The organism is Planctomicrobium aquicomposti (assembly GCF_051466325.1).
Lineage (GTDB): Bacteria > Planctomycetota > Planctomycetia > Planctomycetales > Planctomycetaceae > Planctomicrobium.
This window is the reverse complement of sequence record NZ_CP195792.1, coordinates 4,936,749-4,953,429: the sequence shown is the minus strand read 5'-3', so window position 1 is coordinate 4,953,429 and position 16,681 is coordinate 4,936,749. Positions and strand designations below refer to the sequence as shown.

The following is a 16,681-nucleotide window of genomic DNA, read 5'->3' as shown; positions in this document are numbered from 1 at the left end:
CACCGATCTTTCTCAAGTGCCCCTGAATAGCTCCGGCAGAGCCCGGTTGTTCGAAGGCAACAAGGAGGTGACGCTGAATAATTCTGCCCCATCGGATCCACTGAAGTGTACCCCGGAATTCGGACCAGTTTGGGGTGACTCTTATCCGGAGTCCAATAAGTGTGTTATGCGAGGCGTTTGACCATCAAATTTATCATCGCGACATGCAGGAAGGCTTGATCACTTTCCGGAGTGCGTTCATATGGATTTGCCAATCGTCAAGAGCGATCCAGCCAACCAAACATGCGTTCCACGGCCCCGCGTTTGGGCAGGAACTGGAAGCCGATGACAGGGCGCTTGACCAACTGCACCAACCACAACCATTGCACCATGGCCCATGTCGCCAAGGTGGCAGGTCGTGCGGCAGGCAACGCCAGGCACAGCCATTCCGCGTCAGGTAGAGAATGGCATTCAGGATTCTGCGACGGGTGTAATCAGGGAGTGTCCGCCGGGCTTCGGCTGCGGAACCCGGAGGGGGCGCTCCCATTGGGCATCGGTCAGGTCGGTGGGGTGCGAATTCCGTTTCATACTGCGAAACATAACCGCTCATCCAACGGATCGCCGGCACCTCTTATTGGACACCGCCTTAGAAAGAATAATAGGCATGTTATCTCCAATCAGAAGTGCGGTCTCGGGGTTTGTGGGATGAGGCATCACCTCGGGGGATTGCCCGAATTCGTGACACCCAACGGGCCAACTTCTACCGGTTCAATAATTCGGATCGTACAATGCTTTCTCTGTAACCTGGAGAGTATCGAATGGGCGGACACTGGATAAATTTTAAGTGATAAGATGGCGCAGCTGATGCAGGACAACGAATTGAAAATGATTTCGACCGAATTAAAAGAGGATGTCAAGTCAGTATGTGGCTGGAATGCTTTGTGTCTTGATTATCAAGTTGGGAGCTGATATATCCGTGCAAAGAATGGCATGAGGGCGGCTCTCCGGTGCTAGTGATCCTCTCTGGATACGGGGCAACGACTAACTATCGATTATGGGGCTGGTTGCAAAGCTTGGTGCATCGCCCGCCAAACGTGGGAAAGTCCAAAGGCGGCGCGAAAGAGGCGGCCATTAAAAGATGTTCGCATCTGGGCAGACAGGTTCCGTGCGTCCTGGTCGGTACGAAGATGCTGCGCCGCGTCGTCTTGGCGGTTCTCTACGAGTAAGCGTCTGGAACTTTCACAGATGACCGGAAATCCGATTCCGCGATTTGGCAAAGCTCTCGACGACTCAATTCCGGGTGTGTTGTTCGTTATTTCCAATGAAGAATGAAGTTGGAATCGCGGGATAAGGTGTCGTTGAAAAAGGGCCGTCATGAAGCGTGTCCATATCGAACTACAGCGCGTGCAAAGTTGGCTATTCGCAGTGCCACGACTTCGCGCAATGGTCGGTGCCAATTCGCTCCTCGGCGAAACTTTGCGGGTGGAGTTGCCGAAGCTGGCTCGAGAAGCTGGGCATCTCTGGACGCTGAAGCAGAACAATGGTGAGGCATACCCCGATGCCCACCCGGACGATCCGCTCCAGGCTCACGATGATCCCGGCGCTGATGCAAGGGATGGCATCCTCGCACGCGACGGAGGTCATTTTGAGGCACAGTTTGCAAACGGTGCCGATGCCTTTGCCGACGCTGCCGAGCATCTCATCCGAACGACGCTGCCGGGCCTGCGGTTTCGCATCACAGTGGACGGAGAGCAACGCACCAGGAACCAAGTGTGTCTCTCGACCGAGTTGCCGGTCCTGGCACCCTGCGAGTGGACGGGACGGGGTCTCGCGTCCACCCCCGTCGCACAAGGTGACGAGCTTTGCGAAGTCTCGCTCGACGTTGCGCGGCGGCATAAGGTCGCGAAGCTGAATGCGTCTTGGAAGATGAAGGATGTTGCAAGTCTGCTCGGCGCGACGACCAGGCTGAAGCTTTTAGACCCTGTGCAAGAGCTGAAGGAACTGGCGGGTAACGGCTATCTCGCGCTCATCCACGCCGACGGCAACGGTGTCGGCAGCGGCATCGCAAAAGACAGTCCCGACAGCGTACACGCGGCATTCTTTCACATGAATCGCGTGATCCTGCGTCGTGCGGTGAAAGATGCCATTGACGATGCGTGTGACAAGGATGTCGCCGGTAAGGGCGAATCGCCCGCTCCTCTCGTCCCCCTCATGCTCGGTGGCGACGACCTGCTCCTGGTATGCCGTGCCCAGGGTTGCGCTCCCCTTCGTCGTGAAGCTGTGTGAAACGCTGGACGCGTTCCAGCAGAACAGGACTGACTTCAAGCTGACCCTCGGAGTCGGTGTGGTGATCGCCAAACCCACCATTCCGATTCATCGGTTGCACGAGGTCGCCGAGCAACTCGCCAGCTCCGCAAAACGACGCTTCCGCGGGCTGGGGGATGACGAGGCTAAGCGCTCGGTTGTGGACTGGGCCGTCTACAGCACCTCGTGGGTTGAGGACCCCGAAGTGGTGCGTCAGCGAGACTGGCTGCGCGGCAGCGGCACCGAATTGCGTGTCCTCTCGCAGCGGCCGGTCGATGTACTTGGACAGGGGCTCAATTCGCTGCAAGGACTCGTGGAGAGAGCAGAGCAGCTCAAGCGTGTTCCGCGATCGCAGCTCCGCTATCTCGTTGATCAACTCCCCCGCGGGCGGGCGCTCTCGGAATTGGCATTTGCGGAACTACCACAGGAGGCGAAGAATCTGCTTGAGAACGCGGGCGTAACGACGCCGTGGCGACCTGCGGGCCATGCCTGGATCACCTCGCTACTTGATCTGGTCGAGATCACCGAGATTGCTCGCCTCGGTCGTAAAGTCGAGTGTGCTGACTCTCAGCAGGGGGGCGCCAATGACTAACCAGTGGGTGCGCTGTCGTCTGACCGCCGAGTTTCAATCGGACGCTCACCTCGGCTCGGGTTCGGGGGGAGGAGGGATTGACGCTCTGATCGCCCGCGACCGCGAAAACCGGCCTGTGGTCTGGGCCTCGCACATCGAGGGTGTATTGCGCGACGCGGCGCGCAGGCGTGGTGGCGACCAAGAGGCGGAAAAGTTCTTCGGACGGTCCGGAGGCGATCAACAACGCGCCGTGTTCACGTCGCTGTATGCGACGAAGAGCCCCGAGAGTCGTATCTGGTGCTCGACCGCACGCGAGAGCTTCGACAATCGTGCTCCGAAGGATGAGACACTGCGGGTCATCGAGTTCGTGCCCAAGGGGACGCAGCTTATCGGTGAGGTTGAACTGCCCGTGAGTGACTTGCCCACGTTGAAGCGGCTCGTACAACAGGTCGACGCACTTGGCGGCGGGCGCTCGACCGGTGCTGGTCGGGTGCAGCTCTCGCTCTCAAAGATCACACCCCCGACGCGTAAAGTTGGCGCAGCGACGGATCGCCTGACACTCCTCTTAAAGAACCGCGATCCACTTTGCATCACGGCGACAGCGACGCCGGGCAACTTGATCCCGAGCCTCGCATTCGTGCCGGGTCGTGCGCTGCTTGGCTCTCTGGCTTCCTGGCTGATCGCCGAGGGCGATCCCGCAACGGCCGCGCTCTTCACATCCCAAAAGGTTCTGGTGAGCGACGCACTGCCGCTTCCTTTCAGCGGCCCCGGTCAAGTGCCAGCAGATCTCGATGGTCTGGAGGTACTGCCTGCGCCCCTGTCACTTCAGAGTACGAAACCCCACGGTGCAGCAGGTGATGTCCCCTGGTGGGCACAGCCAACTGCGCCCATTCAACGGATCGACGCCTGGACTGCGGAGGCCGAGAGGAAGAGGCAAAACAAGGAAAAGCTCAAGCGTCCCGAAGACGATCTCTTCGTCTCCCGCGCTGGCGCGAGCGACGAATGGGTGGCGTTCCGCCCGGCCCTCCGAGTGCGAATACGCAACGGGAGGCCCGATCCTAAACAGGCCGATACGTCGCTCTTCGCCATGGTGCAGATCGTGGAGGAGACGTACTTCCTCGCGGAGCTGCATGGATCGCCAGAGGACCTGAAGAAGGTTGCGGAGAAGCTCGCGGCCGTGCTCGAAGGGCGCCGCTGGCTGCGTGTGGGGCGCGCAGGGGCGCCGGTCGAAGTGGCCCAACTCGCATGGTCAAAAGCTCCTGCTGTGACAAAAACCACGGACAGGGCGCTGCTCATTCTGACTTCCGACCTCCTCGTGCGTGATGAGTGCCTGAGATGGCGGACGACCCTCGACGAGAAGGCGCTGCATGAGGTGGTGGGGACTGAAGACATCACCATTGTGAAGACAGAGGGGGGCAGACATCGGGAATTGCAAGATACCGTCATGGTCCACGGCTTCAACGGCACCTCACGCTTGTGGCGAATGCCGGCCGCGGCAATTCGACGCGGCTCCGTGTTCGAGGTGTCAGGCGCGGGCGTTGCAAAGCTCGCGCTGCGGGCAGCGAAGAACGAGTGGCTCGGCGAGCGCACACACGAGGGTTTTGGCCGATTTCGCGTCGACTCTGTGCTCCCCGGTGTAACTAACGGGAATCCAACGAACACCGCACCCACGCCGGGCGCCGACATCCCGGAGGAAGCGATCGCCGCAGCAACGAAGAAGTGGTTCGACGCCCACAGGGCACTCGCCGAGACCGGCGGCGGAAGCGAGCGCAAACCGAGCCTTTCGCAGTGGTTTGACCTCGTTGGCGATCTCGAACGAGGTGACGCGAACGCACTCTCCAGTCGCATGACCCCGACGACGGCCGGTAGCAAGAGTTGGAGGCAAATAGACGCGAAGGAGGTTCTGGGTGAGCTGAACAAAATCGAGACGCCCCAACAACAGCATTATGCCCGCTTCTTCGTGCGACGGCTGCGTGCTGAGACCGCAAGAAGATGAAGGAGGTCCGATGACGACAAAGCTCACCTTGTTCACAGCCACTCTGGTGCAGGACTCGGCGCTCTCCGTGTCGGGCCTCGATCGCGAGACCAGCGCGAATCTGCCTTTCGCACTCGTTGAAGTGGTTGCAAATGGTCACCGGAAATTGGTTCCAACGCTCGCCGGCCGTGGCCTCAAGGGGGCGGCGGTCGCGATGGCAAAGCGTTTCTTCGACCCACTGCCGCGTTCAGTCTCCGATGACATCAAGTTCGGAGCCCTGCGCCGCTCGGCATGGGAATTCGCGGACGCAACTGCGGTTGCTAACTCAAGCATCCGTGCCGGTGTCGGCATTCGCCAGAAGACAGGGGCTTGTGCAGACGGGGTGCTGTACGACCGCGAAGTCATCCCCGCGGGCACGAAGTGGCAACTCAGCTTTCGTGTCGATTGGTCGCAGATCCCGGAAGAACTGCGTGAGGACGAAGGGCACGAAGCAGAAGGTATCCTCGGCTACGTGCTTCAGGAGCATTGGGCCAAGGAGCGCTGCTGGCTCGGCGGCGGTGTTGCGCGCGGGCTGGGCTGGTGCCATATCGAGGACCTGAAGGCATACCGCTTCGACGAACTCACCTATGACCAATGGATTCAACTGGGGCGTCCACGGGAGCCCCATGTCAGCGCCGTCACTGTGCCCGTCGTCGCGCCCACACGTTCATGGTGTTTCCACACACTCGATGTGGCCATCTCGTTCGGCGAATACAAACCCGACCCCGATGGGACGGCATGGGGGCTCGACATGTTCACCGTCAGCCCGCACGCTACCCAGCGAACCGTGCAGGCAACGGGAGACGGTGCATGGGCCCAGCCAGTCTGGGCAACAAACACAAACACGCCTGACGCATTGACTACCGACCGTGCGCTATTGATGGAGGACGATCGCCCTTTGCTCCCTGGTGCGAGCGTGCGCGGGCCGCTCCGACACGTTTTTTCTCGTAAAGAGAACGCGCAAGCTGGGAAAATCGTCGTTCAGGATCCGCACCGTGTGCAGGAGGGCGAAGTCGGTGCGGAAGACCCTGCGGGTCAGGCATTCGGCACGGTCAACCAAAGCAGCCGGATCCTGATCCGCGATGCGAGAGCCGACGGTAAGTGGTCGGCGGCAAAACTGCATATGCACGCGGAAGACGAGTTTTCGGCGAGTACCTTCGGAACTTCGAAGCGTGACGCGGTACGACTGCTGCAAGGGACGTTCCCGGTGCGGATCGTCGTTGACGGAGCGACGCGGGAAGAGGTCGAGCCGCTGTGTAAACTCATCGACCGCGAGGTCGCGCTCGGAGCACTTGGCCATCTGCTCATCGGCGGCCACAAGACGCGTGGAGCGGGCGCAGGCCATTGGCAGGCGCAGCCCTGGATCAGTCATGACGTGAAGTCCACGAGATCGTGGGCACAACCGAAGGAGCCTCACCAGCAAGCGTCGACTGGCTCGCCTTCAAGGCCCCCTCCCCCAGCCGATACTGGTGCTTGGGTGAAAACGACGAACGGCCCGATCACGGAAGTTCTCACGCTCAGCGAAGCCGCGAAGCTCGCGAAAGCTGCGCTTGGCGACAAACTGGTAGCGTGGTGGTGCGATCCGACCATCGACCTCAACTTGCATTCACCACCCGCGACGTTCGGAAACGCATGGCCCGGTGAAAATGACAAACTCCACGTCGACGAGGTCGCCTTTTATGCGGAGCGTGCGGTCTGGCGTGCCGCCCGCACGTCGAATGGCCCGCGCTTCGCCTGCATCATGGAGATCGACAACGAGGAGGACAACGCGCAGCAAGCTCGCGTCGTCCATAGGCCCGCACGTCTTCACGCCTTCCAGCGGTTTTCCTCGGCAAATACCGGAAATGGCAACGTATTGCTGCGTGAGTGGTACGTCGACAACCAAATCCTCGGCTTCACCCTCACCAAGGAGCAGCGCTGATGCCGCACAAACCTCATTCCATCACTGTTCGCGTCCTTGATGGTAAACCGCGTGAATGGCAGAAGCTCAAAGGACTGCTAGGTTCCCATCTCGATGTCCGCGACATCAAAGACAAGCAGGAGTTTGTCGTCAATGCCGTCAACGAGAAGCACATCGCACAGGTTCGCGAAAAACTCGGTGCAGCCGGGTTGGAAGAGTTTACTCCTGAGAGGGTCGAGTCATTCAAAAAGCCCTACGGCTTCGTTGCTCTCCCCAAGGATCTGACAACCACATCGCCAATCTGGCACGATGGCACCAGCAGCAAGGAACGACTCTCGGGTGAGGTCCGCTTCGAACTGGAAACGCTGACCCCACTCCTCGTCGGTTGGGAACGCGGCCAGGTCGGCGACACAGAGAGTGACTGGCCATTGCCGGCGAACCTCGCTGACGTTGGTCGTCTTGCCGACAAGAAGTCCGTGCTCTGCCCGCTTCGCGCGCCATGGAACACACGCCCTGTCGTCATTCCAGGTGACTCCCTGAAAGGGCTTCTGCGCCACGAGTTGGGAGCACTTCTCGGTGCGCCGATGGAACGCGTCGCCGAGCGTTCGTACTCGTATCGGCCGAACGCCAAGTTTCCGTATGATCAGCATGATCATCGCTACCGTGAGGGAACGGCGAGACTCGAGCCACGCCTTGCTCGTATTCGAACAAGCACAACTGTCGACATTGATGGCAAAAAGTGGCCAATTCCCGAAACAGTTGATGTCCTCTCGATGGCGACAAGAGACCAGCAAACCTACTTCCCTCGTCGCAAGGGCCATGGTCCCCAAGCTGTTGAAATCCCTCCACCGCGCGATGCCGAGCGCTATCGCGGCGGACTTGGAGCAGGAGAGGCGATGCCGGATGCCTTATTTTCAGCAGATGCGCCAAAGAAGGTCATCCGCACACACATTAAAGTGCCGCAGCTTCGTGTTGAGCACGCATTGGTGAGACCTTTGTCGTCAGTTATTCAGCGATACACAGAAACATTGACGCATTTGCTCGATACAAACGATGGCCATTTCAGCTCTCGTCATCCGTGCATCGGCACCAATCAACAAAAGCAACGACAGGGACGAGCTGCTGTGGAGCAGGGAGCCCAACAAGCGTTCCAGCCCGGCGACCTCATCTGGGTCGAATGGGATACCGAGAAGAAGTACATCGTCTCGCTCGGCTGGCATTATTATTACCGCTGGGCCTACACCGACACAGTTCGCAAAGACGCCGATGCGCTGAAGCTCGAACGGCACGGACTCTTCCCGTTGGACAAAGAGTGTGAAAAGGACAGCGAAGGCGCACCGCAGGAGCTGTCAGCCGTTCGTCGACTGTTTGGTTACACCGGCGACAACGAGGGGAGCGCGGGCATCGGCGAGGGGGACCACAAGCAACTCATGGGGCGCGTTTTCGTCAACGCGGGACTCGAAGTGGTCGGCGAGAATGATTCCGTTGACGACCGCTTCCTGAAGCCCACGTTTCTTAAGGAACTAGGGATGCCCCGGCCGAGCGCTGTCGAGCATTACCTGAAGCAGCCGCATCATCCGCAATCGCGACCTTCCGACAAGGCCACGCTCGTCACCTACGGTGATGCCGCTGGCTACGACGCTCCCGGTGAACTGGCGGGCCGCAAGTTTTATCTGGACCGCAAAGACGCTTACGGCACTGATGGCAAAGGACGGGTCCCTGGGCCTGCAGCTGATAATTCCCCCACGAATCGGCAAAACGATCGCAGCACGCTGGCGCTTGAAGCATCGAAACCAGGCCGCAAGTTCCGGTTCACCGTCCGCTTCCGGGACCTCGACACCGTTGAATTGGCTGCGATCCTCGTTGCCCTCTGCCCCGATCAGTTCAAGAGCGTGCTCGGCGGCACTCATGGCGCCGGCTACTGCTCCAAGCTCGGCTATGCGCGTCCACTGGGCTGGGGCAGCGTGCGCATCGATGCCAAGTCGCTCCTGTTCCTTGATGAATTTAGCGAGACCCCCACGCTGAAACCTGAAGCCGACCTCGACGCCTGGGTGAAGAACAACCATCAGAAGACGGCAACACAGGACGAATGGCTCGCCATTCATCGTCGAAATCACCCGGATGCGGCGGACTATCCAACCCGAGACGGGCAGATTTTCACTTATCACACGCACTTGCGAGCGGACCATTCACGCAACCGCCGTTACAAGAAAGATGGCTCGCAATGAAAACACTTCTCGTCATGACCGTTGGCCAGACCGACGTGCAGCTGGTCGTCAGGAACCAGCGACACAAGCTCGACGGCAGCACTTGCGGCACCCTGCACGACGCCATCAACGAGCGCTCGTGGTCGGTGGTGGACACACCGACCACGAGGAACAGAGAGCTCATCATGACCCTCCCTGATACGAAGTTAAATCTTTGCACTCCAAAGCTCGATGCCGTGCTCGCGTACTTGGACAGCACGCTGCCGACATCGACGCTCATCTTCGAGACCGTCCGGCAAGGCGCGCGTGATCCTCGATTGTCCGGCGAAGTCATGGAGCGTCGCCTTCGCGATCGTGGCGTCAACCAGGTGAAGCGTGTGGCATTCTTGACTGGCACGGAGCAGCTTGAAGATCCGTCCAATGAGGTCGATGCGGTCGTCCGAAGAACCATCGTCTCCAGGCTCTCGGACGCTATCAGGACACAGGTCGAGCAACTCACGGAGAATGACCAAGTCTTCGTAGCTACAACCGGTGGACTGGCTGCCGCTAACGAACTGATCAATGAGATGGTACGACTGCACGCATTGAGCGGCCCAACCGTGACCGCGCTGGAAGTGCCCGACCGTGAACGAGTTCAAGGCGAAGATCTCGCAATCGAAGAAAGGTTCCACCCGGCAACGGGATTCCGAGCCCGCTGGTACGCGCTTTCGCTCATCGAGAAAGGCAACCTGCTCGGTGCCTGGGGGGCTGTCAGTCACCTGAAAGATGAGCCCGGTCAAGGGTGGACTCAGGTTATCGAATGGCTCGCTCAATTCGCTTGTTCACTGCCATTTGAGCCGCCATTGCCATCGGACAGCGAACTCATGGTTCTGAACCATCAGCGTATGTCGGTGCGAGCTGCATTACGTGTCGAACTGGCACTGCGTGCAGGCGACATCCCCAGAGCTGTGCATGGCACTGTGGCGTTCTTTGAGGCGGCGCTGTGGGACCATCTGCTTGATAACTTCGAGTATTCGGACCAACGTCAAGGCAATGCAGCAGTTGTGACTCTCCGACTTGGCGCGAAGGTTCCGAACGGGAAGAAGCTCTTGCGCAACGACGAACCTGACGACAATAAGAAACGTAATTGTCCGTTTGAGCATTCTGAGAACCGCACGTATCTTTTTTTTGAAGACGGAGCCGGTCGCTTTGCCCGCGACTACGTGAACAGTAAGTCGCTCAAAGATTTGGTTGTCACCGTCGACAAGGTGAAAGTCCTGCGCAACGACGTCGCTCACAACGAGCCGACTCCTTCGCTGATGAAAGTCGCACGTAGTCGGATGGAGGCCGCTCAGCTTTGGTCGAACGACAAGTCGAACAACATCAAATTCCTGAGCCAGCCACTCGTTCAAGACGTCCTGAAGGAACTCGGCGAGCCAGATCCAGCTCAACTCTGTGAGAATCTCCTGTCAACAGTTCGGAAGCGTTTGCGAACCATTGATTAAACCACCAACCTGGAGATTTTATTGAAGCCTTCCAAGCCCCGCTGGCTTCACGGACGCGATTGACGCACCCGGGTAGTTCCTGCTGCCACAGGCTGCGGCCCTCGCGATAGACCAGGGGTTCGCGTTGAGTGGGTATCCGTCTGGACTGTGGCAATCCTAATCGGAATGATCGTTGGACCTCTCCTGGGGCAGCGCTCTTCTCCCTGAGATTTTCTGGTCAGTCCAGCATGATCGACCGGCGCAGGCGGTGCGGCATCTGGTGAAGCTCTTCGTCCAGCATCCACAGCAGTTCGGGAACGGACTCGGAGGGCTAGACTTCCATTTCCCGGACCAGTGTCCGGGCCTGTTCCAGCAGCGCTCCCTTACTCTGCGGTTCTGCCATCATGGCCACGGGCCGAAGCCACAGCGGCATCTGGATTTCGCGACAACGCATGGTATCTCGAACTGGTGCGACTCCGGGATTCCGCCCTCAAGTCCGAAACAGGCTTCGGGTGTCTGGCCTGCATCGGGTACAAACACGACCAGCGGCAGACGCGATGTTTTGTCGCGCAGAGCGCTGGTTGGCACAGCCAGCAGAGCGAATCGCGCGACCTGCCGGGGTTCGTCGTGATGAGTGATCCCAAGGGGCGAGGACTTCCCAAGGGACATGCTGCCAACTGGAGTGCTGGATTCCTGCCCGGCGTGTATCAGGGGACACATCTTCAGCCGACAGGGAACCCGATTGAAAATCTCCAGCACCCGCCACAGGTGACGTTGGCATCGCAGCGCGGACAGCTGGACATGCTCAGGCAACTGAACGAAATTCATCGCGAGAGTTACGCAGCCGAAAATGACCTCGCGGCAAGTATTGAAAGCTTTTCTCTCGCTTACCGGATGCAAACAGCAGCACCGCAGGCTCTGGATGTCTCGTCCGAGCCCGAGCACATTCAGCAACTGTACGGCATGGGAGACAGCCGCTGTGATCATTTCGCCCGGCAATGTCTGATGGCGCGCAGGCTGGTGGAAGCGGGTGTGAGATTTGTGCAGATCTATTCCGGCGGCATGGAGAATCAACGTTCCTGGGATGGTCACATGGACATTGTCGGCAATCACAGCCAGTTCGCGGGAGAAACCGATCAGCCGGTCGCCGGGCTCCTTGCGGATCTTGAGCAGCGGGGAATGCTGGACGAGACGCTGGTCATCTGGTGTGGAGAATTCGGACGGCTGCCGATCGCGCAAATTGCCGAAAAGCCGGGCCGGGACCATAATCCACATTGCTTCACTGCCTGGATGGCGGGTGGTGGAATCCGGGGAGGCATCAGCTATGGGGAATCTGACGAGTTAGGCTATCAAGCGGCGATCGACCGCGTTCATCTGAATGATCTGCATGCGACGATTCTGCATACGCTGGGAATCGATCACCGGCGCTTGACTTATCGGTACAACGGTCGTGATTTCCGCCTGACCGATGTGGCCGGAGAAGTGTTGCACAAGATCCTGATCTGAACCGAATTCGATAGGATGCCATGAACAGCAGGGAACAGGAGACGCACTCTGCCTGTTGCCGGGATGAGGACGGGAATGCGACCGATTTGGAGGAGCCTCAACGCGCTGGTAAACAGATAAAGATCCTGTTAAAAGAACTGCGCTCGAGGCCAACGCGATTTCGGAGACGGTGCGATGTGCTCCCATCGACAGGAGTTTTTCTCCAGTCTGAACTCCCAGGACATCGTCGGCCTCTTCAATAATCTGACCGGGGTCTACTTCTTTCTGAAGGATGCCCAGGGTCGCCACATGGCGGTGAATGCGGCTCTGGTGAAACGATTGGGCTATCGTCACGACTCGGATCTCTTTGGGGCGACTGATTTCGACCTCTTTCCGAGAATTCTTGCGGAACACTTTGTTCAGGATGACCAGAGGGTCCTGCGGACCGGCGAATCGCTGACAAATACGGTCGAAGCCTGGCGAAACGGAGAACCGGTTGTCACCAGCAAGTTTCCGATCCGGGACAATGCAGGACGGGTGGCGGGGATCGCCGGGGTCTTTCAGGTTTATCAGGGGAGATCGCGATCTCTGCTGCCCGATCTGGAGATTCAGCAGGTCGTTCGACATATCCGCTCACATCTGCATGAGCGGGTTTCGATTGCTCTGCTCGCGGAGCGGATGCTCCTTTCGGTCCGCCAGCTCCGGCGACGATTTCACAAGGCGATCGGCATGAGCATTCAGGATTTCCTCGTGAAAGAACGCCTGGAGGCTGTGCGGGACGCATTGCTCAATACGGATGTCCCCATTGTGGAAATTGCCGGACGCTTCGGCTTCTGTGATCAAAGCGCGCTGACGCGGCAGTTTCGCGAACACATCGGGATGACGCCACTCAAGTTCCGCCAGCAGGCCAGAGAACAGCAGCACGGAATTCATCGTGCGCGTTGAATCCGCCGCGCGTGGTCTTTGGCTCCAGCAGATCAGTGCCCGATCCGGATTGTGAACCGGCTGTGGCGGCAACCTGTCTTCATCCGGCGCAGATTCTTCTCACCTTGGGAAAAGGTTTCCTGCCCACGTCGACATGAATTCAGGTTGCAGCGAGAGTCCTGAAATAACTCAGTGTGTCGAGCGTCGTCAGGACCGCGATGGAAGTGAAAAAGAGACCCGCCATCGCCAGTCCCAGGCAGACGAACCAACGTGGTTGCAGAGCGCGGGGGAGCAGCCAGAGATTCACAACCAGCACATGCCAGCAACTGAATCCGAGTGCGTAGTTGTAAATGTTCGTCGACCACACCAGCAGCTTGTCCCCCGTAATCAGATTCATGGTGACCAATCCGCCGACGCCGTAAATCAGGAGCGCGGCGAAGTAGACGCGTCCAATGGCACGCGTCTCCCAGGACCGGACCGTCGGGCTGGCCGTCCAGAAGAGATCGACCCATCGACGCAGAATGCCGTCGGCCGTGACAATGGCGGAGGTGATGAGCACCAAGAAGCCGCAAAACAGCGTCAGCTTCCAGAAGACGGGACCCCAGGCGGCTCCGAGACCGGCTGAAACCGTGTGGGCGACTCCCTCTGCTGTCATGGCCGAGACCAGGAATTTGTCGCCGGGAACATCCCCTTTTGGCAGGAACTGAACGGAGAGCATGCTGGGGAGAGCCATGCCGAACAAACAGGCGGGGAACCACATCAGAATCTGATCTCGTCGAATATGCCGCAGCCAGCCATACCATTTCGGTAATGACTGTTGATCCACAAGAAACACCTTGCCGACGTGAGACAGGCTGATCTCGCGTCCGCCGACGATGCTGGGGATTGCTCCGACTTCACGGCCCATGCCCCAGCCTTGGTCCCGGGTGTAGTTGCTGATCGGAGTGTTGGTCAGGCCCCCATTGCCGGCAATGGCAGCCATGGCGGTCACCATTCCGAGCAGTGCGAAATCGAGTCGCGGAATCGACTCACCCGACCACCACAGTCTGAATACGTTCTGCAGTTCGACACTCCCCTCTGCCGTCGGCGACTCGAAGGGGAGTGTCCCGAACCGAAAAAATCCGGAGAGGATCTCGCACCAGGTTTCCCAGGTGGAATAGCAGATCGCCAGCATCCCCAGAAACGTCAGCACAAAGGCCAGCTTGACGATGGTGACAATCTTGAGCGAATTAAACACCTTCCCGCCGACCACGAGGGGCAGAAAGATCAGGACCCACAGAATCGACGCGGTCAGGTTGACGATCCACCTCTCGTCCGGCAAATGGGGGAGCCGACCCAGAATCAGGCTGACTGCGGGAATGGCGGCATTGGACGTGAGATACGGGAGAAACGAGCCGCAGTCGAGTAGCAGATAGGCCAGCAGCCAGAACAGGGGCCCCGGGGGAATCCGGAACTTGCCGGAGAAGATCGGTTCCCCCGAATAGAGGGCATACCGGCTGATTTCAATGTTGTAAACCACCTGGAACAGAATGCTCAGCGTGGCCAGCCAGAGCAAGGCGCCCCCATACTTTGCGGTGACGAAAGGACCGGTCAGCCATTCCCCTCCGCCGATGGCTGCTGCTCCCATGACCAGTCCCGGTCCGATCAGCAGGGGAAGAGTCCGCCAGCTGAATGCAGGAGCGGGACCGAGTTGCCCCAGACCCCAGCAGGGCATGGCATGCGTCCCGGGCCAGGGGGCCTGCTGGGCAGGCTCAACGGTCTCATGGGGGGCTTCGGAAGGAGGGACGTTCGCGGCCAGACGAGACATGTTCACCATCCTGCAAAGGGAAGCTTTTCATTCTGATCGTCGCGCCCGTTGCCGGTTGAGATCTTGACGACAGCGACCACTCCGACTGCTCACGGAATTTGAGAGCGAGACCACCACGAGACGGAAGCCGCCGCACAACGAGAGTCGCTCATCGGCAATCAGCGATCTCCGCGTTCGCTACCTGAATCGCCCGGCAGTCACGCCTGCTGACGTAAACGTTATATCGGAATCCGTATTAGCCAGATACTTCTCGACGTCGCAGGGACCTTCAACCATTCGGGGGGCCACGGGGCGTTCATTGAGCAGCGCGAAAGAATTCCCTTCATTCGAACATGATGATTGCTCCCGATGTTTCTGTCGGAACGACGGCATTCGGGGGGATCGCGAGCCTGAAGAACGGGAACCGCAACGGATCCACGCTCTCGACGACGGTTAAGAAAGACCTGCGCTGAGTAACAGGCGCCGAACGGAAGTTCGGGCAGGAGGGATGATCACCTCAGCGATCGATGTCGCTGAAGGGGAGTTCCAGTTTGGGGTCGGTTTCGGCGACGTGGACGGCGAGCAGCGCAAGGACGAGCGTCTCGGCTCCCGTGATCGTCTCGAAATGTTTGGCGTGTGTGCTGCACTTGGGGAGCGGGCTGGTCTCGTCCCAGAAGGTCTGGACCGCCTCATCGGCACGACGCCGGGCCTGCAGGAGAGAGGCTCGATCCCCCGTCTGCTTGTAAGCCTCGAGAAACATCAGAATGACGGTTCCATATTCTACGGGCCAGACATCGATCTCCGGATCGGGAGCACCTGTTCTCGCATAGCAGTCGGCAGCGGCGAGGGCGAGCTGCCGGTAGATCGCGGCGTCGGGGGAAGTTCCCAGCTGCCGGGCTCGACGAAAGCAGTGCAGGGCGACCATCGCCGTCCCTTGCCGACCATAGCCCATCCCCCAGAGAGTCGAATACCCTTCCGGCCCCGGCCCTTCACGGCCTCGTGATTCACCGGTTGCTGTGGAACAGGTGGCAATGAATCCCGCTTCGGGGACGTCGGGCCGATGGGCACAACTCAGAAACCCTCGATCGATGGCGGTCGCCAGCTCCTGCATGCGTTGGGACAGCTGCCCCTCCTGATAGGTTTGCATGAGCGGAGCGGCGTCCGTCAGATCGCAGGCGAGCGTCAAGTTGTGCCCGTTGTTGCAGTAGTCCGTTCGAACGGAGTCGTAGTCCAGAAGATTTCGATCGTTCAACTTCTTCTGATACCGCTGGGTCAGGACACTGACGGCTTCGCCGTAGAGTTCCTGCCTGCTGGCCTGATACGCCTTCGACCAGATGCCAATGAAGTGTCCTGCTTCTTTGGTGAAGTCGTACCCTTTTCCCGGCTTGTGAATGTCGAACCGCGCATGCCGGGAGAATTCTCCTGTTTCATGGTTCTGGATCTGATGTTTCCAGATGCCGGTGGCGTAGGTCAGCATCCGTTCGGGTTCATGCTGGTACAGATAGTCCCAGAAGATTAAGGGCTTTTTGGGTTCGTGAATCAGGTTCTGGTCGCCGACGGCAGCGACCTTGTCTTGCTCCATGTCATACGAAAGATGTTCTCCCCAGCCGACCAGACCGGTCTCCGATGATTGAGCCCGGCGAATGAAATCGAGCAAGGCTGCATCTGCTGCCGCAGTGTACTTTGAATCTCCCGTGACCTGGCTCAACAGGTAGAACGTCCGGAAGAAGTTCTGCTGCATATTGACATTGCTGCCGAAGGGAGTCGTTCTGTCTCCATTGCGGACGCCGACGGATCCGGAGGGGAGCTTGGAAGGAGGCGCAAGCGTTTTTCGGTCCATGACCGAGGCGATCATGGCCGTCTGTTCGGGGCCCCAGCGGTCGCGTCCGTTGTCGATCAATGCGTTCGACGTGTTCGTCACGATTTCCAGCAGAGCACTCGCCTGAGGTTCTGCTGCCAGCAGCACCCCTGACGACCAGCAAAGGGGAGGGAGAATGACGGAAAGGGACAGGCAGAACAGAGTATTGCGAAGCAATGATGGCATGGAA

Annotated in this window: 11 protein-coding genes and 1 pseudogene; 8 read left to right on the top strand and 4 right to left on the bottom strand. The window is 59.1% G+C overall.

The annotated features are described in order from the left end of the window. Positions 1-193: 193 nt before the first annotated feature. Complete coding sequence (locus SH664x_RS19145; RefSeq protein WP_437203601.1) at positions 194-526, bottom strand: transposase; 333 nt, start codon at positions 524-526, stop codon at positions 194-196. An 827-nt stretch (positions 527-1,353) separates the two neighbouring features. Here SH664x_RS19145 and SH664x_RS19140 point away from each other — a divergent pair. The 6 genes from SH664x_RS19140 (at position 1,354) to SH664x_RS19115 (ending at position 10,459) form a co-directional block, all read left to right on the top strand. After that, positions 1,354-2,265 (top strand): hypothetical protein, encoded by a 912-nt coding sequence (locus SH664x_RS19140; protein ID WP_437203599.1) that lies wholly within the window; start codon positions 1,354-1,356, stop codon positions 2,263-2,265. Continuing rightward, entirely contained in the window at positions 2,225-2,875 is a 651-nt protein-coding gene (locus tag SH664x_RS19135) for a hypothetical protein (RefSeq protein WP_437203598.1), read from the top strand. Before SH664x_RS19140 ends, SH664x_RS19135 begins: the two co-directional genes overlap by 41 nt. Further along, positions 2,868-4,850, top strand: a complete 1,983-nt coding sequence (locus SH664x_RS19130) for an RAMP superfamily CRISPR-associated protein (RefSeq protein WP_437203596.1) — start codon at positions 2,868-2,870, stop codon at positions 4,848-4,850. The genes SH664x_RS19135 and SH664x_RS19130 overlap by 8 nt, the downstream gene beginning before the upstream one ends. A 10-nt stretch (positions 4,851-4,860) precedes the next feature. Next, entirely contained in the window at positions 4,861-6,789 is a 1,929-nt protein-coding gene (locus SH664x_RS19125; protein WP_437203595.1) for a hypothetical protein, read from the top strand. Between the two features lie 188 nt (positions 6,790-6,977). Next, positions 6,978-8,996, top strand: a complete 2,019-nt coding sequence (locus SH664x_RS19120) for a hypothetical protein (RefSeq protein ID WP_437203593.1) — start codon at positions 6,978-6,980, stop codon at positions 8,994-8,996. Next, positions 8,993-10,459 carry a hypothetical protein gene (locus SH664x_RS19115; RefSeq protein ID WP_437203592.1) on the top strand — a complete coding sequence of 489 codons (1,467 nt, stop codon included), beginning with the start codon at positions 8,993-8,995 and terminating at the stop codon, positions 10,457-10,459. The genes SH664x_RS19120 and SH664x_RS19115 overlap by 4 nt, the downstream gene beginning before the upstream one ends. Positions 10,460-10,769: 310 nt before the next feature. Here SH664x_RS19115 and SH664x_RS19110 read toward each other — a convergent pair whose 3' ends face one another. Beyond that, positions 10,770-10,892: a hypothetical protein gene (locus SH664x_RS19110; protein WP_437203590.1), complete on the bottom strand. Its 123-nt coding sequence runs from the start codon at positions 10,890-10,892 to the stop codon at positions 10,770-10,772. Positions 10,893-11,035: 143 nt separating this feature from the next. On the opposite strand from SH664x_RS19110, the pseudogene SH664x_RS19105 reads away from it, so the two are divergent. Both SH664x_RS19105 and SH664x_RS19100 read left to right on the top strand, forming a co-directional pair. Then, positions 11,036-11,944: pseudogene (locus SH664x_RS19105) on the top strand (DUF1501 domain-containing protein); the annotation flags it as partial. Between the two features lie 174 nt (positions 11,945-12,118). Beyond that, a complete protein-coding gene (locus SH664x_RS19100) occupies positions 12,119-12,868 on the top strand; it encodes a helix-turn-helix domain-containing protein (protein WP_437203588.1) in 750 nt (249 codons plus the stop codon). Positions 12,869-13,007: 139 nt separating this feature from the next. Here the strand turns inward: SH664x_RS19100 and SH664x_RS19095 are convergent, their stop codons facing one another. Continuing rightward, on the bottom strand, positions 13,008-14,654 hold the full coding sequence (locus SH664x_RS19095; protein ID WP_437203586.1) for an Nramp family divalent metal transporter: 1,647 nt from the start codon (positions 14,652-14,654) through the stop codon (positions 13,008-13,010). Positions 14,655-15,150: 496 nt separating this feature from the next. Continuing rightward, entirely contained in the window at positions 15,151-16,677 is a 1,527-nt protein-coding gene (locus SH664x_RS19090) for a hypothetical protein (RefSeq protein WP_437203584.1), read from the bottom strand. Between the last annotated feature and the right edge of the window lie 4 nt (positions 16,678-16,681).